The sequence below is a fragment of the Acinetobacter sp. 161(2023) genome, assembly GCF_037027805.1.
In the GTDB taxonomy this organism is placed as follows: Bacteria; Pseudomonadota; Gammaproteobacteria; order Pseudomonadales; family Moraxellaceae; genus Acinetobacter.
In genome coordinates this window covers 32,653-58,071 of record NZ_JAZEYD010000012.1, presented here as the reverse complement: position 1 = coordinate 58,071, position 25,419 = coordinate 32,653, and the positions used below count along the sequence as shown (strand labels likewise).

Here is a 25,419-nt window from a genome sequence, read left to right as displayed (position 1 = left end):
CTTTTAAACGTTAAGGCTTTTTAAACATGCGCATGACATTACGCCAGTTGGCTGTTTTTGTAGCAGTCGCTCAAGAAGGAACTGTCACCAAAGCCAGTGATGCGGTCAGACTGACGCAAAGTGCAGCAAGTATGGCTTTAGCCGATTTAGAGGATGGTCTTGGTGCCCCTCTATTTGATCGTTTAGGTAAACGACTACAACTTAATGATCTTGGTCGCTTTCTATTGCCACAAGCACTAGAAATATTAGGTCGCTGTGAAGCTTTTGAGCAAGCTGCAAAAGGTGAGTTACAAAGCATTGATTTACGTATTGGGGCAACTCTAACGATCAGTGATTATCTCATGCCAGATTTAATGGCGAACTTTTTACAGCATCATCCTAAAGCGCACTTGCAATTACAGGTGGGCAACACACGCCAAATGATTGAAGCGGTCAATCAGTTTCAGCTTGATTTGGCATTAATCGAAGGCTCATGTCACCTGCCTCAACTCCAATGTATTCACTGGCGTGATGATGAGCTTGCAGTATGCTGCTCTCCTACTCATCCACTAGCACGTTTAAATCGACCTTTAACAGCGCACGATTTTTATCAAGTTGAATGGATTTTACGTGAAGAAGGTTCAGGAACTCGTGAAGTGTTTGATAATGCTATTTTGCAAGACCTCCCAGATGCCAATATTCGGCTAACCCTAGGTCACAATGAAGCAATCTTGAAAATCGTTGCTGGTGGTTTAGGAATGTCTTGTATCTCTAAACTCGCTATTGAACCTTTAATTGAAAAAGGACAATTAGTCATTTTAAATACGCCATTCTGGCAGCTTACTCGCCCGCTTTACATGTTGGTACACCGTCAAAAATACCAAGGTCCTGGCCTCAAAGCATTCCTACAATTCTGTGAAGATCAGATTTAAGACCTGATCTTCTAGTGCCATCTTGAGTCGTTCTCACATGGTTCACCATTCTTTTTCATTTTATTATTTATGCCTTAAGAATAATTAAGGGAAGCCTACACCTCCCTTAATTTTGTATTACTTACTTGTTCTGCACGCCATCAAAAATCTCCTCAGCTGGTCTTAACTAAACTCGACACCAAGCTAGCTTTGAGCATTGAGAACACGATTAGCGTCGAAAATGTGATAACAACTCTGACGTAATCGCTTTATTATGATCGGTGATTTGAGTTTTTTTGGTTTTAGACGGATTAGGATCGATACGCTCAATCTTTACAGCCTTAAATTTCCCCTGATTATCTACAGCAAGAAATTTCACTTTTTCATTTCTTTTCGGTTCCCCTTCTGATGCAGGAAAATCCGAAATATGAAAGAAAATATCTCCTTCAGCCGTTCCAATAAAACCAAATCCTTTTTCAGGATCATATTGTTTAACTTTTCCTGTATAAAACTCTTGCTTCATGATCTTTACCTTACTTTTTCAATACTGATATTACAGCAGAAAATTAAAAAGAGACTTTCAATCCGTCCTCAAAACTTTACGGTTTGATCAAGTCTCTTTTTATCGTTATTTCAAAAATTAGTCTTTTTGGACACTACCAAAAATTTTATCGCCCGCATCACCTAAGCCAGGAACAATATAACCTTGTTCATTTAAGCCATTATCAATAGATGCTGTATAAATTTGGACATCAGGATGAGCTGCTTCAACTTTAGCAACACCTTCTGGGGCAGCTACTAACACCATAACACGTATATCTTTACAGCCACTTGCCTTTAACACATCAATGGCAGCAACTAATGAGTTACCTGTTGCCAACATTGGATCGATAATCATTGCAAGACGATTAGCAACATCTGGAACTAGTTTTTTATAATAAGTACGAACTTCTAGTGTTTCTTCATTACGTTCGAGACCTAAAACACTCACTTTTGCACTTGGAATCAGATTAAGCACGCCATCCAGCATACCAATGCCTGCACGTAAAATCGGTACAATCGTTATTTTTTTACCAGCAATACGCTGCGTAGTAACTGTTCCAGCCCATCCATTAATTTCACAATCCACAACTGGTAAATCTTTTGTTGCTTCATAAGTCAACAACATAGTCACTTCCTGCGCAAGCTCACGGAAATTCTTAGTGCTGATGTCAGAACGACGTAACAAACCTAATTTATGACGAATAAGTGGGTGACGAATTTCTTGAATGGCCACAGATGTTACCTAAAAATATAAAAACGTATTTATTATAATCTTTTTTTAATGCTCAATAAAAAAAAGCCTCCGGATTTGGAGGCTTTTTTGTACACTAGAATTAATGTTGTTGCGAAAGCATGAAATGTAATGGAGATAAAATTTCTGCTTTTAATGCCAAATTAATCATTGGATCTGGGTAAACACCCAAAATAATAACTAATGCAGCAGCAGCTAATACCATTAAACCACCTACTTTTTGACCCCAATGAGCATCTGCATCAATACGAGGAGTTTCTGGTGGTGTCATATACATTACAACCATCACACGTAAGTAGTAGTACAAACCAATACCACTACCCACAATAATCATTGCAGCCAAGAACCAGTGTTGAGTTGTTACAGCAGCCATTACCACCAAGAACTTACCAATGAAGCCTGCTGTTAATGGAATACCAGCCAAAGATAACATCATGACTGTTAAAGTTGCTGTAAGTACTGGACGACGCCAGAACAAACCACGGTAGTCTGCAAGACTTTGTGCTTCATCTACGTTGTTATATGGGCTAGACATTAACGCTACAGCACCAAAAGCACCGATAGTTGTTAATACATAAGACACCACATAGACAGTTACGCTACCCAAGCTCGCATAAGTCATGCTAATTAAAGCAATTAACAAATAACCAAAATGAGCAATAGATGAATAACCAAGAATACGTTTTAAGTTAACTTGACGAACAGCGAGTAAGTTACCAACTAAAATCGACAATACTGCAATGATTGTCAAAATAGTAACTAACGAATCCACCATAATTGCGCCTGAAGCAAGCATATAGCGCACGAACAAACCAATTGTTGCAACTTTAGCAGCGGTCGCCAAGAAAGTTGCCATTGGTGCTGGTGCACCTGCATATACATCTGGTGTCCATTTATGGAACGGTGCAAGCGATAATTTAAATGCAACAGCAAAGATAATGAGTGCTAAGCCTAATAACACCATTGGCTGTTTGATTGCGCTAAATAAAGCCTGTACAGAATCATAGAATGAAAGTGAACCAGTATATGCATAGATGTATGCCATACCCATCAACAACATTGCAGAAGCAGTCGCTGAAAGTACAAGATATTTAATACCAGCTTCAAGTGAACTACTACGTTGATAAGTATAAGCAAGTAAGCCGTATACAGGGATCGACATTAACTCAAGGCTAATGAAGAACGATGCATAGTGAGAACTTGCAACCATCAACATTGCACCTGCTACTGAAGCAAGTAACAAAAGATAGAGTTCTTCGCGGTTGTCTTTATAAGTTTCGATGTAAGCGTGAGACAAAGTGCAACAAGCCAATGCCGCAATCAAAATCATAAATTGATAGAACATGGTAAATGGATCAACCATAAACATGCCCATCACATTTGCCGGTACAAACTTACCGCCAAATACTGCAAATAAAATATAAAGTGCAGCGAGGTTTAAACCAACAACAGAAGCTGTTGCGATTAAATTATGATTACGCTTAATTGAAATTAACAGCATGACGACGATTGTTGTCAAAGCAACAATCATCACTGGAGCTAAAGGCATAAGCGTAGCAAGTGATACTGTGAAGTTCATGATTATTGGATCTCCACATGGTCAAGTTGAGTAGCTGTTTGCTGAACAGTTTCAACGACTTCTTGAACTGGCATATAACTATTAACAAACCACTGCATGCTTGAATGAGATACATCCAAGAATGTTTGTGGATAGATACCAAGCCAAACGAGACCAATCGCACAAATCATCAAAATACCAACTTCACGAGCAGATAAATCTTTTAGTGGACTAGCGTAGTGTTGCTTTTGTTCAGGATTTGGTTCACCAAATAAAGTACGGTGAATCAAAATCAAGCCGTATAAGCCTGCAAATACAAGACTGATAGAAGCAAGAATCGTGAATACAGGATATTTATTGAATGAACCCATCAAGATGAGGAATTCACCAATAAAGTTACCCAAACCTGGCACGCCTACAAGAGCAGCCACGAAGAACATCAAGAAAAATGGCAAGTACTGAAGTTGGCCACGAAGACCACCCATTAAACGTAAATCACGTGTATGTAAACGTTCGTAGATTTGACCAGACATAATGAACAATGCAGCTGATGACAAACCATGTGCCAACATCATGATCATTAGACCTTGGAAGGTCAAAATGTTACCTGCGTAGATCGCAAGTAAAATAAAGCCCATGTGTGAAATCGACGTATACGCAAGTAAACGTTTCATGTCAGTTTGCTGGTAAGCACACCATGCGCCGTAGAAAATACCAATCAAACCGAAAATAATCGCAATATCTGCAAACTGTGCAGAAGCTGCCGGGAAGAATGGAATAACAAAACGAAGCAAGCCATACGCAGCTGTTTTAATCAAGATACCCGCTAAGTCTACAGAACCTGCTGTAGGTGCTTGAGCATGCGCATCTGGTAACCAACCGTGTAATGGGAATACTGGTAACTTCACCGCAAAACCGATGAAGAAACAGATCATGAAACCGTACGCTAAGCTAGGAGGTAAGTGGTTCGCTACAGCTAATAAATAGTTGTAATCGAAACCGATCATTCCGGTCATCATGTAGCCATAAACTACAAGACCAAGAATACCGATTAACATTACTAAACCAGCGATTTGCGTGTAAAGGAAGAACTTAGTAGCTGCGTAAACACGTGAACGACCGTTTGAACCTTTATGACCCCATAACGCAATCAGGAAGTAGATTGGTACAAGCATCATCTCCCAGAAGAAGAAGAACAAGAACAGGTCAATCGCTAAGAATACACCGATAACACCACCTAAACTCCATAAGAGGTTTAAGTGGAAGAAACCAACGTTCTTTTGAATTTCGCCCCATGAACAACCAACAGCAAGTACACCAAGTAATGCTGTTAGTAAAACCATGAGTAAAGATAAGCCATCCACAGCTAAGTGAATGCCGATACCGAGTGATTGAATCCACGGTAAATAGAACTCAGCAGACCAAGTTGGGATTTTTGAACCCATCTCATAGGTATAAGTTCCACTTTGCCAAAGTGCAAGACCTAAGCCCAAAGTAATGAGCATACCAATTAAGGCAATCCAGCGTGGCAAAGTTTTGTCGAGCTTATCGACTAACCAACAAATAAAACCAGCAATGAATGGAACAAGAATCAGCGCGGGTAAAATTAAATTGTTTTCCATTTTATTTCCCCACTACCTGAATAACGATCAAGATCATCAATAACACCACTACACCGAGTGACATACTTGATGCGTATTCACGCAATGAACCGGTTTGACGTGAGCTTGTAAAACTATTTCCGCCTTTCACAAGTGCAGGAAGAACTAACCACAAACTGTCAATCGGGTCACGGCCAAAGATTTTGGCGAAGAATAAATAAGGTTTAACAAAAACGATGTCATACAATGCATCAAAACCAAAAGCGGTACGGCAAATATGTGCCAAACCTGAACCCAAACTTGTTTGAGCAAATGATTTCACTGCACCATAAGCAAATGCGAATAATGCTATACCAACAACTAGACCAACTAGCGCAATTCCTACTGCTAAATGCTCTGCCCCATGCATGCCTTCAACAAATTGTTCAGCTACATGGAATTCAGGAATTTTTGCAGTATTAAGAATACCAGCTACAGGCGCTTTTAATACGGCACCAACAAAAGTAGACAGTACAGCTAAAATGCCCAATGGAGCCCAGTAAGTTGCGCCTTTAATTTCATGGTAAGGCGTGTTTTCTTGACCAAAGAATACAACCCAGATTAAACGGAATGTATAGATTGAAGTCAGGAATGCACCTGCTACACCCACCCAATATAAAGTGTGATATAGAGCAACTGATTGACCTTGTACCCAAACTTCACCAAGAATCGCATCTTTAGAGAAGAAGCCAATTGTCAAGAATGGAATCGCTGCTAATGCACCGCCACCAATCGCAAAACAAGCAAATAGGAATTTGTTACGTTTGAACAAGCCACCCATTTTGAAGATGTTTTGCTCGTGGTGGTAAGCCAGAATCACTGCACCAGAAGACAAGAATAATAATGCCTTAAAGAATGCGTGAGCCAACATGTGGAACAAGCCAGCTTGATAAGCTTCCGCACCTACAGCCATAAACATATAACCCAACTGACTCATTGTTGAGTAAGCCAAGATACGTTTGATGTCTGTTTGAACGAGTGCAGCAAAACCTGCAACTAACAAAGTCACAGCACCTGTTACCGAAATGAATTGCATCACTTCAGGCGCAAGTTCAAATACGCTGAATAGACGACAGCATAAATACACACCAGCCGTTACCATTGTTGCAGCGTGGATTAATGCAGAAACAGGTGTTGGACCTGCCATTGCATCTGCCAACCATGTTTGCAATGGAATTTGAGCAGATTTACCAGCCGCACCCAAGAACAACATTAATGCAGTCCAGATCGTAAGTGACGAGCTCTTCGTCATTACTTCTGCTGCGTGTTCAACGATGTACTGAGTATTCAGCGTACCAAATTGTTGGTAAAGCAAGAATAAAGCAATAAGTAAGAATACGTCACCTACACGGGTAACTGTAAATGCTTTGATCGCAGCCCAACCATTTGCAGGGTTTGCATAATAGAAACCGATAAGCAAATAAGAGCAAAGACCTACGCCTTCCCAACCTAAGAATAACAACGCTAAGTTGTCGCCCAGTACAAGCACAAGCATGCTGGCAACAAACAGGTTGAAATAAGAGAAGAAACGCGCATAACCTTCTTCACCACGCATGTACCATGATGCAAAGATGTGGATTAAGAAACCAACACCTGTCACCATGCCCATCATGAGTAAAGATAAGCCATCTAAATGTAAGCTAATGCCCGGTGCAAAACCGCCAACATTGAACCATGTCCACAGGTTTTGAACAAAAACTTGCTGACCACTTGTGGTAAATGCCATTCCAGCAATCAATGCAAATAATGCAGATAAACCTACAGAACCAACACCAATAATGGCTGCAACATTTTCAGAGAGCTTGTCTCGTCCTGCCGCCAATAAAATAAAACCGATTAGCGGAAATAATATTGTTAGATATAAATAACTCATCCGCGCATCTCACTAGCAGCATCCACATCCAAATGATGGAAGCGATGATAGAACTGAAGGACAATCGCAAGACCGATACATGCCTCTGCTGCTGCAAGGGTCAAAATCAGAATGAACATAACTTGTCCATCTGGTTGTGCCCATACGCTACCCGCAAGAACAAATGCCAATGCAGCAGCATTCATCATGACCTCAAGGCTCATTAACATAAATAATAGGTTGCGTCGCACCATTACACCGTAAAAACCGAGTGCAAAAAGGATGGTTGCAACAATCAAACCATGTTCTAAAGGAATCTGGCCCATTATTCTTTTTCCTCTTCTGCACCTGGTTCACGTTTACCTAAGTGGTATGCTGCAACAAGGGCTGCTAGCAATAACATCGCGGCAACTTCAACCAATAGTAAATAGTGAGTAAAGAGTGCTTGACCAACTAATTTTGGTCCAATCACTTGTGCCCCAAGTGGTGCTGAAATAGTGGTGTATTCACCACCAAGCATCCAAACTAAAAGCACGCCGAGCAAGAAACTCATGAGTGCTGGATATGCCCAAGCATCTGAAGAAAGCCATTTACGTTCTTGTTCAACGGTGTGTTGCCCTAAGTTAAGCATCATCACAACGAATACGAACAGAACCATAATTGCTCCGGCATAAACAATGATTTCAAGAGCACCTGCAAAAGGCGCCCCCACGATCATGAAAATACCAGCAACAGCAAGCAATGAAACAATTAGACTAAGTAAAGCGTGTACAGGGTTCGTGTTAGTCACTACACGAACCGTAGAAACGATGGCCACGAGTGCCATCAAATAAAACGGCCACATCATGGTAATAGACTCCGTACATCGATTGGTGCACTTTCTTTTTGCGCTTGACCTTTCTCTTTACCGTTAATTGCCATACCAGCTACACGGTAGAAGTTGTAGTCTGGGTATTTACCCGGACCTGAAATGAGTAAGTTTTCTTTCTCATAAACCAAGTCTTGACGTACATATTCACCAAGTTCGAAATCTGGTGTCATCTGAATCGCAGTTGTTGGACAAGCTTCTTCACACATACCGCAGAAAATACAGCGTGAAAAGTTGATGCGGAAAAATTCCGGATACCAACGTCCATCTTCTGTTTCTGCTTTTTGTAGTGAGATACAGCCAACCGGACACGCAACCGCACATAGGTTACATGCCACACAACGCTCTTCCCCATCTGGGTCACGCGTCAACACAATACGACCACGAAAGCGTGGCGGCACAATCTGTTCAGCCGGTACTTCTGGATATAAAATCGTGTCACGTTTACGCGTTACATGGCTAAATACCATAAACAACGAACGTACAATCGATCCGAATCCAGCTAGAAATTTATACATTTTGTACTCCCTGCTGTCCTAGGCCTGATTCATCAGAATCACAGCACCAGTCACTAACAAGTTGACCAACGCCAATGGCAAACAAATTTTCCAACCAAAGTTCATGACTTGGTCATAACGTGGACGCATTAAAGAACCACGAGCCAAAACAAACATCATTACAAAGAATGCTGTTTTAATCACAAACCAGAATACTGGCGGAACAAATGGAATTTCTAAATTGAATGGTGCTAACCAGCCACCGAAGAATAAAGTTACGATCAATGCAGAAATAAGTACTACGTTGACATATTCAGCAACGAAGAACATACCCCATTTCATACCGCCATATTCAACATGGTAACCTTCAGCCAATTCTTGTTCTGCTTCTGGTTGGTCAAATGGATGACGGTGAGTTACCGCAACACCAGCAACCACAAAAATCAAGAAACCTAAGAATTGTGGAATGACGAACCAAACATCGCGTTGTGCTTCAACAATTTCACGAAGGTTAAATGAGCCTGCAATTGCAACCACACCCATCAATGAGATACCCAAGAACACTTCATAAGAAATGGTTTGAGCAGCTGAACGTAAACCACCAAGCAATGAGTATTTGTTATTTGAAGCCCAACCACCAAACAATACTGCATAGACTGCAATACCAGCCATTGCCATGAAGAACAACAAACCGATACTCATGTCGGCAACACCCAGTGAAGGACTCACCGGGATAACCATGAATGAAAGAACCGCTGTTGCCATTGCAACAGCTGGTGCTAAACGGAATGTAAGCTTGTCAGCAAATTTTGGTGTCCAGTCTTCTTTGAACATGATCTTGAGCATGTCGGCAACGATCTGGAACATACCACCAGGACCAACACGGTTTGGACCATAACGGTCTTGCCACAAAGCAAGCAAACGACGTTCAATAAAAGACATCAACGCTGCAACTAAAACGACAACAAGCAAAATCACAACTGCTTGAACTACAGCGTAAGCAATTGGCCAGTTCTCAGCCCAAAGTGGCGTTTGACGTATAATTTCTTGATTCATGAATTACACTCCTAAAGCCACTGAAACAGGCTCAGCTAGTGACACCATTGGTGCTAAACCAACTGGGTAACCAATATAACCTGTAGGTAAATATTCAATTACTTGTACAGGCAAGCTCACACTGGTTTCGCCTGCTTTTACTGTAATGCGTTGACCTTCTTGAAGGTTCAAACGAGTTGCATCTTGTTCACCCACTGCAAACATAGCTTCTGGAATACGAGTTTCCATTGCAGGTGTTTTAATAGTGAATTCACCAGAACCAAAAATATGGTGCATTGGTACCAAGCGGAAACTTTCAGGGTTTGCAACTACAGGCACTGGAGCAACATAGCTACGTGCAGGGCGTTTTGCCAAGCGATCGAATAAACGAACACCTGAATCACCGCCTTTTAAGTGACCACCTACTTCATCTTGGTATTTGTTCCAAGATTGTGGAGAGTTCCAGCCCGGAGCCCACGCAAATGGTACTAATGATGATGCTTTTTGCGGACCAACATAACCTTCCATTGAGAATGTTAATGCTGAATCTGGATCGGTAGGCTGCTTCGGTTCATGAACTGATAACGGCGCACGCATTGCTGTACGGCCTGAATAACGACGTGGTTCACGCGCAATTTTCAAACCATGTACACGGTAACCTGCATCAGGTGCCACATCTTGAATTGCTTCAAGTACTGGTACATTTTTCACGATGCTTTCAATCACATCATCAAGCAATGTCCAATCTACAGCCTTACCTTTAATGCCAGTTTCAATGGCATGTAACCAACGCCATGATTCTTTAATTGCATATTCAGGCTTGTAGTAACTTGGATCGTAAACTTGATAGAAGCGCTGTGCACGACCTTCTTGACTTACAACAGTACCGTCACCCTCTGCAAAGCTTGCTGCTGAAAGAACAATATCAGCCTGTTTCAAAGTTTCAGTTTCACTGTGATCAAGCACGATTACTGTTTCAGCTTTATCTAGTGCAGCTTTTACTTGAGCAGCAGGTAAGCGACGGAACAAGTCATTTTCAACAATAACAAGTGTGTCGTAGTCTTGAGCAAATGCTTGTTCAAGGCTTAAGCCACCAAACAATGCCAAGCCCATAGAGTTCACTTCAGGAACCACAAGACTTAAACCAGCTTTAGAACCTAAGTTCTGAGTCAACTCAGCCGCAGCTTCCATAATAGAAGCATCTTGCAAACTTGTGCCCGCAATGATTAATGGTTTATTTGCTGTTTTTAAAGTGTCAGCAATGGTTTGAGCGAATGCTTTTGCATCGTCATCTAAACCAGTTAATACCTCACCTTTCACTGCTGCTGCTACGGCAAAGCCTAAACGTGCAATATCATTTGGAGAAGCAACAACTTCACCAGTTGCAACGTCGGCAAGACGAGTTTGAGTTGCAGCCAAGATATAGATCGGAGATTTTGCTTCTTGACCAATACGTTGTACAGGTTCAGCCAACCAATCTGGAGTACGTGTTTTCGCAGCCATTTCACGAGCTTTGTTTTTCGCAGCTTGGCGAACAGACAATGCCATACGTGGAGCAGTTTGAGTCAGGTCTTCACCTAAAATCAGAACAGCATCGTAGCTTTCAATTTCACGCATGTTCGGGTTGTAAATACCCTCGGTTTGCATGATAGATGCAGCAAGGTCAACAAGTTTTTGCTCTTTTTGTGCAACACCAGTTGAGTAATTTGCCTGACCTACAAGCTCACGTAATGCATAGTTCGATTCCAAGCTTGCGCGAGGAGAACCAATACCCAAGACTTTTTTGCCTTGAAGTTTTGCAATCGTTTGATCTAAAGCTTGATCAACAGAAACAGTTGCAACAGTTTCACCGTTACGGAACTGAGGCTGACGTGGACGGTCTGCACGGTTTACATAACCTGTGCCAAAACGACCTTTATCACAAAGGAAGTACTGGTTAACCGAACCATTAAAACGGTTTTCTACGCGACGGATTTCACCATAACGTTCACCCGGAGAAATGTTACAACCAGAAGAACAGCCTTGACACACGCTTGGTGCATACTGCATGTCCCATTTACGGTTATAACGCTCTGAATGTGTCTTATCAGTGAATACACCTGTTGGACATACTTCAGTCAAGTTACCCGAGAATTCAGATTCTAAAGTACCTGATTCTGGACGACCAAAGTAAACACGAGATGCATTGGCATACACACCAAAGTCTGTACCGCCTGCATAGTCGTTGTAGTAACGAACACAACGGTAACAAGCAATACAGCGGTTCATTTCATGTGCAATGAATGAGCCGAGTTCTTGGTTGTAATGTGTACGCTTTGTAAAACGGTAGCGACGACGGTCATGACCAGTCATCACAGTCATATCTTGTAAATGACAGTGACCACCCTCTTCACAGACTGGACAGTCGTGCGGGTGATTCGTCATCAAAAATTCAACAATAGATGCACGGAAATCTGTTGCTTCTTTGTCTTCAATCGAGATATAGGTATTGTCAGATGCTGGTGTCATGCATGACATGACCAAACGACCACGCGTATCTTCTGGATTCGCATATTGCGTAACAGCACATTGACGGCAAGAACCAACCGAACCTAAGGATGGATGCCAACAAAAATATGGGATGTCGATGCCCAGACTCAAACATGCTTGTAGCAAGTTTTCCGAGCCGTTGACTTCATACGATTTTCCATCGACATGAATTGTAGCCATAAGTCGAATTCCTTAAGCTTGTTCTACGTTGCTGGTTTGCACGACAGGACGAGTTGTCACTTTCGCTTCAAACTCACCACGGAAATGTTTGAGTGCGCCCATAAGCGGCTCCATCGCACCTGGTGCGTGGGCACAGAAAGTTTTACCGATCCATAATTTACGAGTCAATTCTTGTAAATGGTCGATATCTTCTTTCTTACCTTCGCCTGCTTCAAGTGCTTTAAGCGCTTTAACAGCCCATGGCAAACCATCACGACATGGTGTACAGAAACCACATGATTCACGCGCAAAGAACTCTTCTAAGTTACGAGTGAGCGATACCATGCATTGAGTTTCATCTACAACCATCAATAAACATGTTCCCAAACGAGAACCTGCTTTCATAATCGTGTCTGCATCCATTGGTAAATCAATGGTATCTGCTGGTAAAAAGTCAGTTGAAGCACCGCCCGGTAACCATGCTTTAAGCTTTAAGCCTTCTCGCATACCACCAGCATGATCTTCAATCACTTCACGTGCAGTTGTACCAAATGGCAATTCCCAAAGACCTGGGAATTTCACTTTACCTGACGCACCATAAATTTTAGTGCCTGGGTCTTTTGATTTACCTGCTGATAAACCGATATACCACTCTGGACCACGAAGCATAATTGCTGGCAAGTTGTTATAAGTTTCAACGTTGTTCACAATTGTTGGACGGCCCCATGCTCCTGCAACTTGCGGGAACGGTGGCTTAGTACGAGGGTTAGCACGACGACCTTCAAGCGAGTTAATCAATGCAGTTTCTTCACCACAGATATAACGCCCTGCACCCGTATGTACGTGCAACTCAAAATTCCAGCCAGAACCTAAAATGTTTTCGCCTAAATAACCTTTAGCACGAATCTGTTCTAACGCTTCATTTAGATATTGAGCAGCCTCGATGTATTCACCACGGATAAAGATATAACCATGAGTCGCCTCTAAGGTATAACCCGCAATTAACATCCCTTCGATCAATTGATGTGGAAGCTTTTCCATCAACAAACGGTCTTTAAAGGTACCCGGTTCCATTTCATCGGCATTACAGATCAAATAACGTGGACCACCATCATTTGGTGCCATTAATGACCATTTAATACCCGCTGGGAAACCCGCACCACCACGACCTTTTACGGTTGCAGCTTTAATCACGTCTAACACTTCAGTAGGTTTCATGCCTAATGCTTTTTTAAAGCCGGCATAGCCTTCAAGTGCTTCGTAATCATCAGCACCACGAACTTCGTCACGTTTACTTAAACGCCAAGTTAGTGGATGAGTTTCTGGATTACCGTCGCCATAAATTGGTTTTGGTTCAGTATTCATACATACTTCTCCAATAACTGTTTGACTGATGTCACTTCAACTAAACCGTGAGTATCTTCATCAATCATTAAAGTTGGGCCTTTGTCGCAGTTGCCTAAGCAGCAAATTGGAAGCAGCGTAAAACGACCATCTGCGGTCGTTTGACCAAACTGAATACCTAATTCGCGCTGGAATGCTTCAGCAAGTGTTTCTGCACCCATCAAGAAGCAAGCAATTGAGTCACAAAGCAAAATTACGTGACGACCTACCGGTTGACGATAGATACGGTTGTAAAATGTTGCAACACCTTCCAAATCAGCAACACTCATCGACAACAACTGTGCGATGGCATTCATTTGAGCGTCATCTACCCAACCATTACGGCGCTGTACACACTTCAATGCATCCAAAGAGGCTGCACGAGGGTATGGATAGTGACCAATGTGATGTTCGATATCGTGAATTTCGTCCGCAGTCAAAATCCCTTCAACATTCACACGTGGCTTTTTATCAGTCAAAATCATCATTATGTGTTACCTCTTAGCGATCCACGTCAGCCATAACCACGTCAATGGTCGCCAGATAAATGATTAAGTCAGATACCAAACTTCCGTTAATCACTGCAGGCATTTGCTGTAAGTGAGTAAAGGTCGGTGTACGAATACGAGTACGATAACTCATCGTCGATTTATCTGAAGTCAAGTAATACGTACTTGCGCCTTTAACCACTTCAGTCATAAATGATGACTCGCCCGCTGGCATGACAGGACCCCATGAAACGCTCAAGAAGTGCGTAATCAAGGTTTCAATATCTTGTAATGTCTTATCTTTCGGTGGTGGAACAGCCAATGGATGATCCGCTTTATATGGACCAGAAGGCATGTTATCCAAACACTGTTGAATAATTTTTAACGACTCAGTAATTTCACGGAAGTGAACGAGTACACGTGCATATGCATCGCCTTCATACTCAACTGGCACATCAAAATCGAAGTTTTCATAGCCACTGTATGGACGATATTTACGAACGTCAAAATCAATACCTGTCGCACGTAAACCAGTACCAGTTACACCCCATGCGAGTGCAGATTTGGCATCGTATTGTGCAACGTTACGCGTACGACCAATAAACACAGAGTTTTTCAATGCCGCTGTGTAGTATTCGTTTAAGCGCTTAGGCATCCACTCTAGCAATTCTTTAACAAGTTTTTGCCAGTTGTTTGGAAGATCGTGTGCTGTACCACCAATACGGAACCATGCTGGGTGCATACGGTAACCCGTGATTGCTTCAACAATGTCGTAAACTTTTTGACGGTCTGCGAACATATAGAATACTGGTGTCATACCACCGGCATCCTGAATTGCCGTACCACAGAACAACAAGTGGTTATTAATACGGAACAATTCGTTCAACATGACACGAATCACTTGAGCACGTTCAGGAACTTTAATACCTGCCATTTGCTCTACAGCCATCACATACGGCATGTTTTGAGCACAACCACCTAAGTAGTCGACACGGTCAGTATAAGGAATGAAAGAATGCCATGTTTGACGCTCAGCCATCTTTTCCACACCACGGTGGTGATAACCAATATCAGGAACACAGTCCTTCACTTCTTCGCCATCTAACTGCAATACAACACGGAACGCACCATGTGCAGATGGATGGTTAGGACCTAAGTTCAGGAACATGAAGTCTTCATCAGCGTTACCACGCTTAAGACCCCAGTCTTCTGGCACAAAGCGTAAGTGCTCTTGTTCAAAGTCTTGTTTCGCTTTGTCTTGCATGTACGGCGTATATTCTGTCGCACGTGCTGAATATTCTTTACGTAACGGATGACCTTCCCAATACGTTGGCAACAAGATACGACGGAGCATTGGATGCCCTTCGAAATTGATACCGAACATATCGTAAGCTTCACGTTCATACCAGTTGGCATTTGGCCAGATATTGGTCGCTGTCGGAAGGTTAAGATCATTTTCGTTCAAGGCAACCTTGATACGAATGTCACTATTACGCTCAAGCGATAATAAATGATAGAACACAGTGAAGTCAGATGCCGGTAAACCATCGCGATGAACACGTAAACGCTCATCCATCGCAGATAAGTCAAACAGCATTACATATGGACGTTCCACTTTACGTAGGAACATAAGGACTTCTTGCACGCGTGCGCGCTCAACCCAGACTGTTGGAAACTCTTCAAAAGTCGCCTGCACGTAAAAGTTCTCACCAAATTTGGTTTTGAGTTCTTCTACGATTGCAAATGCTGGGCGTGAATCAACTGGTGTTGACTCTGGCATAGCAATGTCAGTTTCAGCCATTGGCTTGGCTTCCTATTTAATACAAATTCTGTCAATTTTCTCGATGAACATATCGGTTAGATATGTCAAAGCACCGTCAAAAAATTATTTAATCTCATCCATAGAGCGTAAGTTTTTAACGGCAATACGCTGCGCATTCTTACGGTCACGTTCTGGCATCATCTTAGGCTTATACACTGGCTGAAGATCATCACCGATCACGGCAGAAAGCGGGCGTCGCTCTAATTGAATCTGGTCTTGTAAAAGCATTAAAGCTTGAATTAATGCTTCAGGACGAGGTGGACAACCTGGGACGTACACGTCAACAGGAATAATTTTGTCTACACCTTGAACTACTGAATAGATGTCGTACATACCTCCAGAGTTTGCACAAGCACCCATCGAGATGACCCATTTAGGCTCTAACATCTGTTCATATAGACGCTGAATAACTGGTGCCATTTTTACGAAACAGGTCCCTGCAACAATCATCAAGTCAGCTTGACGAGGTGAAGCACGGATAACCTCTGCGCCGAAACGTGACAAGTCATGCACACCTGTTAAGGTCGTTGCATATTCAACGTAACAACATGAGGTACCAAAGTTAAATGGCCACAAGGAGTTTTTACGCCCCCAGTTTACTGCTGTATGCAAGACATCCTCTAAACGAGTCATGAATACGTTTTTATTCACTTCCTCTTCTAGTGGATCTGTCACGATTTGACGTTCTTGCAATGGGTATTGGTCAGCATCCGGATTCGCGCGGGTCAGAGTATATTTCATCCCGACTTACTCCTTTTCAGATGACAATGCAGGTGTAGTTTTTGACTTAACACGACCTGATGATTGAGCTGGAATCTGGCCTGTAGGGTCAGTTACGAGCTCTTCAATAGAGTTAAAGCGTGTAATTTCAGCAATGTTCATTGTTGGTGAACCGATTTTAATCGTCTCACCTGCTGATTTACGGCGATCTGCTGGTGACCAACTTAAAGCACCTACAGAGAAGGCATAAACAAGCGCAATCAATAAATCAACGACAAAGATCACGACAGTGGTATATCCCAACCACCCTACTTCACGCACAGAAGTAGACCATGCATAGAGGTAAAGTGCCTCTAAGTCGAAGACAACAAAGAAAATTGCAACTAAATAGAACTTTGCAGACAGGCGAATGCGAGCGCCACCAGCACTCACGACACCCGATTCAAACTGCTCTTGCTTAGCACGCCCCCACGATTTCCCCCCGAGGAGTAAGGGAACTGTGAGCATAAAGACGCAAAGAAATGTAACGCCGATCACGAAGGCGATAATCGCCCAGTCGTATGGAGTAATGGCACTCATGCGGGGATAACTCCTGGCAGGCCTATTATTTAACAAAGAATGTATGTATTGGCCTTCAAATACACCAAACACAAAATTAATCCCGCCAATTGTACCTGATTTCTAATTTCGCATGCTAGTTGAAGCGTCTTAGTCTTTCGGATGATTTTCTTGGTAAAACTATTCTTCTATGGGTTGTAAGGGGGGTTTCACCGCACATAATCGGTTTATTTAATAGTTTTTTTGTTTATGATGATTTTTTTCATTTTTTAATTTTAGAATAATTACATAGTTCATCCATCATTAAGTTTTAATACCTTACTTTTTTATAATATTAGTTTGTTTTTTATTGTATTCAGCTTCTCCTCTGAATTATGATGAATGTTTAGTCATGCATAATATTTTATTACTCTTGGATAAGAGTGTTTATCATTAAGGGCAGCTGATGCCATACTCACTTCGTGAATTTTCATTTTCCTCTTCTTTAAAATTTTTTCTCCTGTTTGGCTTCATTATTACGGTATGTTGTTTTATTGGCATCGCATCGCGTCCTTTAAGTTTTCTCGCGTTCTTTTGGCCTGCCAATTCTGTTTTGCTCGGGTTACTCATTCGCTTTCCAAGCACACGTCGACTCAGTGCATTTTTAGGTGCCTATATAGGATATGTGATTGCCGATCTAATTCAGGGTACTCCATTTGTTCTCACACTCGTTTTAACAACGTCAAATTTTATTTATGTTGTGACCACCCTCGCACTCTATACTTTTTTCAACCAGAATATTAAAGCAGCCTACAGAGGTTATTCTTACCTTTTTTTATTTGCTTTATGCGGGGTAGGAAGCGTAGCGGGTGCATTGTTTGCAGCAACTTTTGTGCCCATGTTTAATACTAAATTTATGCTTGGTAATTTATGGGATGAATTCGGTTACTGGTTCACGTCAGAGCTACAAAACGCCTTACTTCTTTTGCCAATCATATTGAACCTACCTCAATACAGTCAGGTAAAACATTACTTTTCGAGAAATCGTGGCTTACAAGCGATTGACCTTTTACCCTTTTTAGCTGTCATTATTTCTATTGCTGCCAGCTATTATGACTCAGGCCCAGGTTCCCTACTCTACCCAATTGCTGCACTCATTTGGTGTGCCATTCGCTACAAACCGATTATTGTTGCACTCATTACGACCTTTACCAGTGCCTATATTATCTATCATGTCTCTGGACATTACCTTTTGCTTTATCCAAACGAATATTTAAGCAACACCATTTCAATTCGTATTGGCTTAATCATGATGACGATTGCACCTCTTACCGTCTCCAGCATTAGTGTTTTACATTCAGAATTAATTCAAAAGCTTCAACACGCCATTGCGCATGACGAGTTAACATCGAGTCTCACTCGACGCCAGTTTTTGCAATCGGTCAGACTACTTCAAGAAAAGGTACACAAGGAAAATAAAACCTCAGCCTTCTTCATGCTTGATGTAGACCACTTCAAACAAGTTAATGACAACTATGGCCATCAAATAGGTGACCGTGCTCTACAAACTTGTGTCACCACCATTCAAAATATTTTGCATCCTCATGATTTATTGGGACGATTTGGCGGTGAAGAATTTGCAATTTTCATTGCAGATACCACCAAAGAAAGCGCATTTGACCTTGCAGAACAAATACGAATTAAAATTAGTCAGCAACCGATCTATATTTATGGGAAATTACCAATTTTCATACAAGTCAGTATTGGTATAAGTTTATATTCCCCTTCATCACATAGAGCGATTGAAAATTTATTTAAAGAAGCAGATGACGCTTTATATCAAGCAAAACGCCAAGGGCGTAATCGGGTCTTTATATCTTTATAGGTTTCCATTTAATCATCTAGTGTAATGAATTTTATACAATAACCTGTGTTTTGCCATGTATGCTAATAACAGATAATAAGGAGAAAAATGCATGACTCTAGAATATACGCATAAACCAAACTACTACTTGTTTGCGCAGTTACTTGTGCGACATATAGAAAGCTATATTCATAAACATCCAGATGCGAATAATGCAATTTTTGACTTGCGAGATGTCTATGAAATATTTAGACAGGATTTTGCATCAACGACAACAAACCTAGAAGGTATTTTGCATATTGCAGATGAATATAAAATAGAAACGCTTAATGGAGATCAACCTCTTATTCAAAAATACCAGATTGATGCAAAAAACAATTCATTACTCATCGATTTTAATTCCGATGCGTTGACCAGCTTAAGAGGCGGAAAACCCATTTTGGAACCAGATGCAACTCAATTATAAGTAACGCAATAAAAAAGCACCTTTATGAAGGTGCTTTTTTATTGGCTTTCAAAGGAGGTTGTTTAAAGCGTTTTGCAGGCCATGTCATGATAAAGCGAGCTCCACCTAAGGTAGGACTTTCATCTACTTTAATTTCACCACCAAACCAGTAAGCAATACGACTCACAATTGACAATCCTAAACCATAGCCACCTGACGCACGCGTACGACTGTCATCTAAACGGGCAAAGGCTTCAAATACTCTTTGACGATCTTGCTCAGGAATTCCGGCACCATCATCTTCAACACAAACAAAGGCCATGCCATCGCTGTGAACACCACCTGTAATGCGAACTTTATTATCGCAATAACGAACAGCATTACCCACCAAGTTTTGAACAACACGGTGAAGATAACGACGCTCTGCATCTACTTTTAAATAAACAGGAGGGGCAACCAGTTCAATTTCTTTTTGCGTTTTTAAAGCTTCAGTTTCTACCGCAACCTGATCCAACACATCAAATAGCGCAATTTCAGCAAAATCTAATGAAGGTGTTCCCTGCTCTAGCTTTGCATAAGTCATGATTTCATCAATTAAGGTATTGAGTGCCTCAATATCTTTATCAATCATGTCGACCTGATGCATACGATGGTTGTAATCGTCTTCCTCTGCCAACATCTCTGTACCAAAGCGTATACGGGCAACCGGCGTTCTAAGCTCATGAGATACTGCTCTCATCAACTCGCGCTGAGCCTCAATTAAACGCTGAATATGATCAGACATATTGTTATAACTTGATGCCAAGTTTGCCATTTCGTCACTTCCTTCAATAGGAACACGCAGTGACAAGTCACCTGACTTCATGCGGTTTAACGCATAACGAACTTGGCGAATTTTACGCTCTAACGGCAAGATAAGACCATAAACACCCAGACTCAGTAAGAATAGGCTAAATAAGGTAATTCCAGCAGAAAGCTGTAAAGGCATCCAGTTAAACATTGGAACCGGACCAAGAACCAGAACTTGTGTCGGATGATTTGGAATTGGAGATACGATTGAAATGGTTGTTCCACGCATTGTTGCACTGTCTTTGTACAACATGACACTTTGGTCTTGGCGTAACCGACCAATTTGCTCAGAGTCTAGATTAATATCTTGAATATTGAAGATATTAATTGGATATGAGAAATGTTTTTGAATCTTAGCAAGATATTCTTGTTCTTGCCCCGGATATACCATTAAATAATCAAGTACAAAAATAGGGAGAGCCTTCATTTGGCGCTCACTAATTTTGTCTACTTTTATTGATAAAAAGTGCTGAGGGTCATCACGCAAACCAATAATAATATACGCAATACTATTACTAGCATCGTAACGGACAACAGACTTTTGAGCTTCGATCCGTTTTTTCTCGGTACGAGATAACTCGACCTTGCTGGCATCAGTGTAATAAATTGGGAGTTCCAATAAATCTGATGCATCTGAAACCCAGTCTATTTTCTGTTGCTTCCCCGGTTGTCGAGCGACCCCCTCACTAATGACATAGGAAATGCCATCAGTTAAAGATTCACGGTATTCTTGTGCCCGTTGATAATTGATAATTTGTACAAGCAAATAACCAAAAACGGCAACCAAAACAACAAGAATTACTAGTCCCGCATATATTCGCAGGAATATGCTGTGTTTAAACACTCGACCAACCTTATAGGAAGTTTATTCAGACCTTATAACCCATTGGTTTCTTTAACGAACAAGTAACCTTTACTACGTACTGTTTTAATACGTTTTGGATTTTCAGGATCATCACCAATTTTTGGACGAATACGTGAAATACGGACATCGATTGAACGGTCCTGACCATCGTATTCGATACCGCGTAAACGTTCGAAGATATCTTCACGCGATAAGATACGACCAGCATTTGATGCAAGCAACCATAATAGGTCATATTCTGCGCTAGTGAAATCAACAAGCTCACCATGCAACGTTACAGAACGGCCGCCGTTATCAATCACAAGGTCATCAAATTCGATACGCTGTGCAACTTCGTCTTCTACAGTTTTATCTGTACGACGTAATAACGCACGGATACGGGCTAATAGCACACGCGGTTGAACTGGTTTAGCGACATAGTCATCCGCACCCATTTCAAGACCAAGTACCTGATCCATATCTTCTGTACGTGCAGTCAACATCAAAATCGGTTGGTGATAATGTGGACGAACTTCACGGCAAACGGTTAAGCCATCGGCACCCGGCAACATGACATCCAAAACCACGAGGTCTGGTTGTTCACTAATAATACGACGAATTGCACGGTTACCATCAGTTTCTACACCAACTTCCAAGCCGTTGCGGATTAAATACTCTTGAGTTAATCGTGCTAAACGCTCGTCGTCTTCAACGATCAGAATCTTTGGTAACTTTTCTTCTTGGCTCATATCATTGCCCCTATAAATCTCATTACATGCATCTTAAAAATCTTGCAGATACATTCGTTTATCATTTGCAATATACACACGTTTACATTGTAAACAAGTAGGCGTTCACCAAACTGATACATGACAACCGTGTTTTGTTGCATTTTATTAGCCTTTGAATTTTCTCGTGTTTTTAACATTTAGTTATTGTTATTAAATTTCATATTCTATTCATATTTCCAATGTATGAATATTAAACAAATTATTTCTCTACCTACATTAATTGTATTTAAGTGCTTGTTTTTTGAGTTATCCACAAACTTATCTATAAGCGTTTTTTAATAGCTTTGCTATGCTATCTCCCATCAAATCATACAGATAAAAAATTACTAAAAAGTCAAGATTGATCTGCTATGAAAAATCCCGTATCTTGTGTTCAAAATAAACTTTAACTACTAAGTCTTGTGTTTATCCCTCAAACATCGTGGCATACTTTTTGCTCGGTTCAAACGGTCTATAAACATAACAAAAGTGACAATGGAGCTATGCTGGCATGAGCGTAATTACTTCGACTCCCGGTCAAATTCAAGTGATCAAACGCACTGGAGATGTTGCTGCATTTGATGCAGAGAAAATTTCTGTTGCGATTGGTAAAGCTTTTCTTGCTGTGGAAGGTCAACAGAGTTCGGATTCAAGCCGTATTCATGACCGTATTACCCAACTGACGGAAATGGTATTAAATACTTTCACTCGCCGTTTACCATCGGGCGGTACGATCCATATTGAAGAAATTCAAGATCAGGTTGAACTTGCTTTAATGCGTACCGGAGAACAGAAAGTTGCCCGTGCTTACGTGATTTACCGTGAACAACGTACGACTGCTCGTCAGCAAACGAACTCAAACCACCATCCTACGTTACAAGTGACCGATGCAAACGGTCAGCTTCAGCCACTTGATTTAAGTGCATTGCAAGCAACGATTGCTAAAGCAGCTGAAGGTTTGGAAGGTATTGATGTTCAGGCTATTGTCGATGAAACCGTTAAGAACTTATATAACGGCGTAAAAGAGAGTGATATTGCCACTACGATGATGATGGCAACACGTACTCGTATTGAACAAGAACCAAACTATACTTACGTGACTGCACGTTTGCTTTCTAGTGAATTAGTGAGCACAGGTTTAGCATTCTTAGGCTTACCTACAGATACTCCTGAAAACACTGCACTCGAAGCCTTTTTGAAAAAAGGTGTAGAGCTTGACTTGCTTTCACCAGACTTGCTTGATTTCGATTTAGAGAAACTAGCAGCAGCAATTCAGCCAGAACGCTCTAATCAGTTTACCTACTTAGGTTTACAGACTTTATTTGACCGTTACTTCATTCACTCAAATGGCGTTCGCTTCGAATTACCGCAATTGTTCTTTATGCGTGTGTCGATGGGTCTTACGTTAAACGAGCAAAATAAAGAAGACCGTGCAATCGAGTTCTATAACTTATTGTCTAGCTTCGACTACATGGCGTCTACGCCTACCCTGTTTAACTCAGGTACATTACGTCCACAGCTTTCTAGTTGTTACTTAACAACCATTGGCGATGACCTCTATGACATTTATAGCGCAATGCGTGACAACGCAATGCTTTCTAAATGGGCTGGCGGTTTAGGTAATGACTGGACACCTGTTCGCGCATTGAACTCTTACATTAAGGGTACAAACGGTAAGTCTCAAGGTGTTGTTCCATTCTTGAAAGTTGCGAACGATACAGCTGTTGCAGTAAACCAAGGTGGTAAGCGTAAAGGTGCCGTGTGTGCATACTTAGAAACTTGGCACTTAGACATCGAAGAGTTTTTAGAACTTCGTAAAAACACTGGTGATGACCGTCGCCGTACACACGACATGAACACTGCGAACTGGGTTCCAGATTTGTTTATGCAACGTGTATTTGAAGATGGTGATTGGACATTATTTACTCCTTCTGAAACTCCAGACTTGCACGACTTAACAGGTGCTGAATTTGCTGAGCGTTATGCTTACTATGAGTCTGTAGCGAAAGACACCAACATGCTACACAAGAAAGTACGTGCTAAAGACTTATGGCGCAAAATGCTTTCTATGTTGTTTGAAACTGGTCACCCGTGGATTACATTCAAAGATGTATGTAACTTACGTTCACCACAACAACATGTTGGTGTAGTTCACTCATCTAACTTATGTACTGAAATTACCTTGAATACAAATCAAGACGAAATTGCAGTATGTAACTTGGGCTCGATCAACCTTGTACAACACGTTCAAGGTGGTGTGTTAGACCGTGAGAAGTTAGCTCGCACAATTAAAACAGCAGTACGTATGCTTGATAACGTTATCGACATTAACTACTACGCTGTACCACAAGCGAAAAACTCGAACTTGAAACACCGCCCAGTGGGTATGGGTATCATGGGCTTCCAAGATGCTCTATATGAAATGAACATCGCTTACGGTTCAGACGCTGCTATTGATTTTGCTGATGAATCAATGGAAGTGATTAGCTACTATGCGATTGAAACTTCAAGCAACTTGGCTGTTGAACGTGGTGCTTACTCAACATTCAAAGGTTCATTGTGGGATCAAGGTATCCTTCCAATCGACTCTTTAGAAATTGTTGCGAAATCTCGTCCAGAACGCATGTTCGAAGTTGACCGTACTCAACGTTTAGACTGGGACACTTTACGTGCCAAAGTTCAAAAAGACGGTATGCGTAACTCAAACGTGATGGCGATTGCTCCTACTGCAACCATCTCTAACATTTGTGGTGTTTCTCAGTCTATTGAGCCAACATTCCAGAACTTATATGTGAAATCTAACTTGTCTGGTGAGTTCACTGTAATTAACCCTTACCTCGTTCGTGCATTAAAAGATCGCGGTCTTTGGGACACAGTGATGGTTAATGACTTGAAACACTTTGAAGGTTCAGTACAAAAAATTGCTCGTATTCCTGAAGAATTAAAAGCAATCTTTGCTACTGCGTTTGAAGTAGATACACGTTGGATCGTTGATGCTGCATCACGCCGTCAAAAATGGATTGATCAAGCTCAGTCGCTTAACCTTTACATTGCTGGTGCGAACGGTAAGAAACTTGACATCACTTACAAGATGGCATGGTTACGTGGTCTTAAGACGACTTATTACCTCCGAGCTTTAGGTGCAACTTCTGCTGAAAAATCTACAATTAACACAGGCGCTTTAAACGCAGTTAAACCTGCGACTGTTGAAGCGGCTCCGGTTGCTGCCCCTGTTGTAGAAGCGAAAAAACCAGAAGCTGTTGAAGAAGATGGTTTTACCCAAGCAGCTCCAGTTCCAATGGCTTGTTCAATCGACAACCCAGATTGTGAAGCTTGCCAATAACATTCAATAAAATTGCTCTTTTTCACTAAAGA

22 protein-coding genes are annotated in these 25,419 nt (G+C 41.4%); 4 read left to right on the top strand and 18 right to left on the bottom strand.

Going from position 1 to position 25,419, the window contains the following annotated elements; translation table 11 throughout:
• Positions 1-26 precede the first annotated feature (26 nt).
• Complete coding sequence (gene gigC / locus WA249_RS12815) at positions 27-911, top strand: LysR family transcriptional regulator GigC (protein WP_336169219.1); 885 nt, start codon at positions 27-29, stop codon at positions 909-911.
• A 208-nt stretch (positions 912-1,119) separates the two neighbouring features.
• Here gigC and WA249_RS12810 read toward each other — a convergent pair whose 3' ends face one another.
• From WA249_RS12810 to ndhC, 15 genes are all read right to left on the bottom strand, one after another.
• Complete coding sequence (locus WA249_RS12810) at positions 1,120-1,413, bottom strand: cold shock domain-containing protein (protein ID WP_336169217.1); 294 nt, start codon at positions 1,411-1,413, stop codon at positions 1,120-1,122.
• A 117-nt stretch (positions 1,414-1,530) separates the two neighbouring features.
• Positions 1,531-2,166: a uracil phosphoribosyltransferase gene (gene upp / locus WA249_RS12805; protein ID WP_003653460.1), complete on the bottom strand. Its 636-nt coding sequence runs from the start codon at positions 2,164-2,166 to the stop codon at positions 1,531-1,533.
• Between the two features lie 100 nt (positions 2,167-2,266).
• Positions 2,267-3,763 carry an NADH-quinone oxidoreductase subunit NuoN gene (nuoN, locus tag WA249_RS12800; RefSeq protein WP_336169215.1) on the bottom strand — a complete coding sequence of 499 codons (1,497 nt, stop codon included), beginning with the start codon at positions 3,761-3,763 and terminating at the stop codon, positions 2,267-2,269.
• Positions 3,764-3,765: 2 nt separating this feature from the next.
• Complete coding sequence (nuoM, locus tag WA249_RS12795; protein ID WP_336169213.1) at positions 3,766-5,364, bottom strand: NADH-quinone oxidoreductase subunit M; 1,599 nt, start codon at positions 5,362-5,364, stop codon at positions 3,766-3,768.
• A gap of 1 nt (position 5,365) precedes the next feature.
• Positions 5,366-7,255: an NADH-quinone oxidoreductase subunit L gene (nuoL, locus tag WA249_RS12790; protein WP_016139131.1), complete on the bottom strand. Its 1,890-nt coding sequence runs from the start codon at positions 7,253-7,255 to the stop codon at positions 5,366-5,368.
• Positions 7,252-7,560, bottom strand: a complete 309-nt coding sequence (gene nuoK / locus WA249_RS12785; protein ID WP_003653467.1) for an NADH-quinone oxidoreductase subunit NuoK — start codon at positions 7,558-7,560, stop codon at positions 7,252-7,254. The genes nuoL and nuoK overlap by 4 nt, the downstream gene beginning before the upstream one ends.
• Positions 7,560-8,078, bottom strand: a complete 519-nt coding sequence (gene nuoJ / locus WA249_RS12780; protein WP_336169347.1) for an NADH-quinone oxidoreductase subunit J — start codon at positions 8,076-8,078, stop codon at positions 7,560-7,562. Before nuoJ ends, nuoK begins: the two co-directional genes overlap by 1 nt.
• Positions 8,078-8,620: an NADH-quinone oxidoreductase subunit NuoI gene (gene nuoI / locus WA249_RS12775; RefSeq protein WP_003653469.1), complete on the bottom strand. Its 543-nt coding sequence runs from the start codon at positions 8,618-8,620 to the stop codon at positions 8,078-8,080. Before nuoI ends, nuoJ begins: the two co-directional genes overlap by 1 nt.
• A gap of 18 nt (positions 8,621-8,638) precedes the next feature.
• Positions 8,639-9,655 carry an NADH-quinone oxidoreductase subunit NuoH gene (gene nuoH, locus WA249_RS12770; RefSeq protein WP_003653472.1) on the bottom strand — a complete coding sequence of 339 codons (1,017 nt, stop codon included), beginning with the start codon at positions 9,653-9,655 and terminating at the stop codon, positions 8,639-8,641.
• Positions 9,656-9,658: 3 nt separating this feature from the next.
• Positions 9,659-12,343: an NADH-quinone oxidoreductase subunit NuoG gene (gene nuoG, locus WA249_RS12765; protein WP_336169211.1), complete on the bottom strand. Its 2,685-nt coding sequence runs from the start codon at positions 12,341-12,343 to the stop codon at positions 9,659-9,661.
• Positions 12,344-12,355: 12 nt separating this feature from the next.
• The gene (nuoF, locus tag WA249_RS12760) at positions 12,356-13,687 is read right to left on the bottom strand and encodes an NADH-quinone oxidoreductase subunit NuoF (protein WP_336169209.1); all 1,332 of its coding nucleotides are present in this window, start codon (positions 13,685-13,687) and stop codon (positions 12,356-12,358) included.
• Positions 13,684-14,193 carry an NADH-quinone oxidoreductase subunit NuoE gene (gene nuoE, locus WA249_RS12755; RefSeq protein ID WP_016139136.1) on the bottom strand — a complete coding sequence of 170 codons (510 nt, stop codon included), beginning with the start codon at positions 14,191-14,193 and terminating at the stop codon, positions 13,684-13,686. Before nuoE ends, nuoF begins: the two co-directional genes overlap by 4 nt.
• A gap of 13 nt (positions 14,194-14,206) precedes the next feature.
• On the bottom strand, positions 14,207-15,994 hold the full coding sequence (gene nuoC / locus WA249_RS12750) for an NADH-quinone oxidoreductase subunit C/D (RefSeq protein WP_016139137.1): 1,788 nt from the start codon (positions 15,992-15,994) through the stop codon (positions 14,207-14,209).
• Between the two features lie 84 nt (positions 15,995-16,078).
• On the bottom strand, positions 16,079-16,756 hold the full coding sequence (locus WA249_RS12745) for a NuoB/complex I 20 kDa subunit family protein (protein WP_002050353.1): 678 nt from the start codon (positions 16,754-16,756) through the stop codon (positions 16,079-16,081).
• A 6-nt stretch (positions 16,757-16,762) separates the two neighbouring features.
• Positions 16,763-17,314 carry an NADH-quinone oxidoreductase subunit A gene (gene ndhC, locus WA249_RS12740; RefSeq protein WP_016139138.1) on the bottom strand — a complete coding sequence of 184 codons (552 nt, stop codon included), beginning with the start codon at positions 17,312-17,314 and terminating at the stop codon, positions 16,763-16,765.
• A gap of 424 nt (positions 17,315-17,738) precedes the next feature.
• Here ndhC and WA249_RS12735 point away from each other — a divergent pair, with 424 nt between their 5' ends.
• Both WA249_RS12735 and WA249_RS12730 read left to right on the top strand, forming a co-directional pair.
• Positions 17,739-19,157: a GGDEF domain-containing protein gene (locus tag WA249_RS12735; protein ID WP_336169206.1), complete on the top strand. Its 1,419-nt coding sequence runs from the start codon at positions 17,739-17,741 to the stop codon at positions 19,155-19,157.
• A gap of 91 nt (positions 19,158-19,248) precedes the next feature.
• Positions 19,249-19,602 (top strand): hypothetical protein, encoded by a 354-nt coding sequence (locus WA249_RS12730; protein WP_336169204.1) that lies wholly within the window; start codon positions 19,249-19,251, stop codon positions 19,600-19,602.
• Between the two features lie 22 nt (positions 19,603-19,624).
• Here WA249_RS12730 and bfmS read toward each other — a convergent pair whose 3' ends face one another.
• Genes bfmS through WA249_RS12715 form a run of 3 tightly spaced genes read right to left on the bottom strand, consistent with a single transcriptional unit; the run spans position 19,625 to position 22,202 of the window.
• Positions 19,625-21,274, bottom strand: a complete 1,650-nt coding sequence (gene bfmS / locus WA249_RS12725; RefSeq protein WP_336169202.1) for a sensor histidine kinase BfmS — start codon at positions 21,272-21,274, stop codon at positions 19,625-19,627.
• Positions 21,275-21,306: 32 nt separating this feature from the next.
• Positions 21,307-22,023: a response regulator transcription factor BfmR gene (gene bfmR, locus WA249_RS12720; protein WP_003653488.1), complete on the bottom strand. Its 717-nt coding sequence runs from the start codon at positions 22,021-22,023 to the stop codon at positions 21,307-21,309.
• Entirely contained in the window at positions 22,020-22,202 is a 183-nt protein-coding gene (locus WA249_RS12715) for a hypothetical protein (protein ID WP_035366252.1), read from the bottom strand. The genes bfmR and WA249_RS12715 overlap by 4 nt, the downstream gene beginning before the upstream one ends.
• 353 nt (positions 22,203-22,555) lie before the next feature.
• On the opposite strand from WA249_RS12715, the gene WA249_RS12710 reads away from it, so the two are divergent.
• Positions 22,556-25,387, top strand: a complete 2,832-nt coding sequence (locus WA249_RS12710; RefSeq protein WP_336169198.1) for a ribonucleoside-diphosphate reductase subunit alpha — start codon at positions 22,556-22,558, stop codon at positions 25,385-25,387.
• The last annotated feature ends 32 nt before the right edge of the window (positions 25,388-25,419 follow it).

Excerpts from the sequence above, each read along its gene's own strand:
- nuoJ (WP_336169347.1), bottom strand. The coding sequence starts at position 8,078 with ATGTGGCCGTTTTATTTGATGGCACTCGTGGCCATCGTTTCTACGGTT.
- nuoI (WP_003653469.1), bottom strand. The coding sequence starts at position 8,620 with ATGTATAAATTTCTAGCTGGATTCGGATCGATTGTACGTTCGTTGTTT.
- nuoH (WP_003653472.1), bottom strand. The coding sequence starts at position 9,655 with ATGAATCAAGAAATTATACGTCAAACGCCACTTTGGGCTGAGAACTGG.
- gigC (WP_336169219.1), top strand. The coding sequence starts at position 27 with ATGCGCATGACATTACGCCAGTTGGCTGTTTTTGTAGCAGTCGCTCAA.
- WA249_RS12730 (WP_336169204.1), top strand. The coding sequence starts at position 19,249 with ATGACTCTAGAATATACGCATAAACCAAACTACTACTTGTTTGCGCAG.
- WA249_RS12810 (WP_336169217.1), bottom strand. The coding sequence starts at position 1,413 with ATGAAGCAAGAGTTTTATACAGGAAAAGTTAAACAATATGATCCTGAA.
- WA249_RS12715 (WP_035366252.1), bottom strand. The coding sequence starts at position 22,202 with ATGTTAAAAACACGAGAAAATTCAAAGGCTAATAAAATGCAACAAAAC.
- bfmR (WP_003653488.1), bottom strand. The coding sequence starts at position 22,023 with ATGAGCCAAGAAGAAAAGTTACCAAAGATTCTGATCGTTGAAGACGAC.
- nuoG (WP_336169211.1), bottom strand. The coding sequence starts at position 12,343 with ATGGCTACAATTCATGTCGATGGAAAATCGTATGAAGTCAACGGCTCG.
- nuoF (WP_336169209.1), bottom strand. The coding sequence starts at position 13,687 with ATGAATACTGAACCAAAACCAATTTATGGCGACGGTAATCCAGAAACT.
- nuoN (WP_336169215.1), bottom strand. The coding sequence starts at position 3,763 with ATGAACTTCACAGTATCACTTGCTACGCTTATGCCTTTAGCTCCAGTG.
- nuoM (WP_336169213.1), bottom strand. The coding sequence starts at position 5,364 with ATGGAAAACAATTTAATTTTACCCGCGCTGATTCTTGTTCCATTCATT.
- ndhC (WP_016139138.1), bottom strand. The coding sequence starts at position 17,314 with ATGAGTGCCATTACTCCATACGACTGGGCGATTATCGCCTTCGTGATC.
- nuoK (WP_003653467.1), bottom strand. The coding sequence starts at position 7,560 with ATGGGCCAGATTCCTTTAGAACATGGTTTGATTGTTGCAACCATCCTT.
- nuoC (WP_016139137.1), bottom strand. The coding sequence starts at position 15,994 with ATGGCTGAAACTGACATTGCTATGCCAGAGTCAACACCAGTTGATTCA.
- nuoL (WP_016139131.1), bottom strand. The coding sequence starts at position 7,255 with ATGAGTTATTTATATCTAACAATATTATTTCCGCTAATCGGTTTTATT.
- WA249_RS12745 (WP_002050353.1), bottom strand. The coding sequence starts at position 16,756 with ATGAAATATACTCTGACCCGCGCGAATCCGGATGCTGACCAATACCCA.
- nuoE (WP_016139136.1), bottom strand. The coding sequence starts at position 14,193 with ATGATGATTTTGACTGATAAAAAGCCACGTGTGAATGTTGAAGGGATT.
- WA249_RS12710 (WP_336169198.1), top strand. The coding sequence starts at position 22,556 with ATGAGCGTAATTACTTCGACTCCCGGTCAAATTCAAGTGATCAAACGC.
- WA249_RS12735 (WP_336169206.1), top strand. The coding sequence starts at position 17,739 with ATGCCATACTCACTTCGTGAATTTTCATTTTCCTCTTCTTTAAAATTT.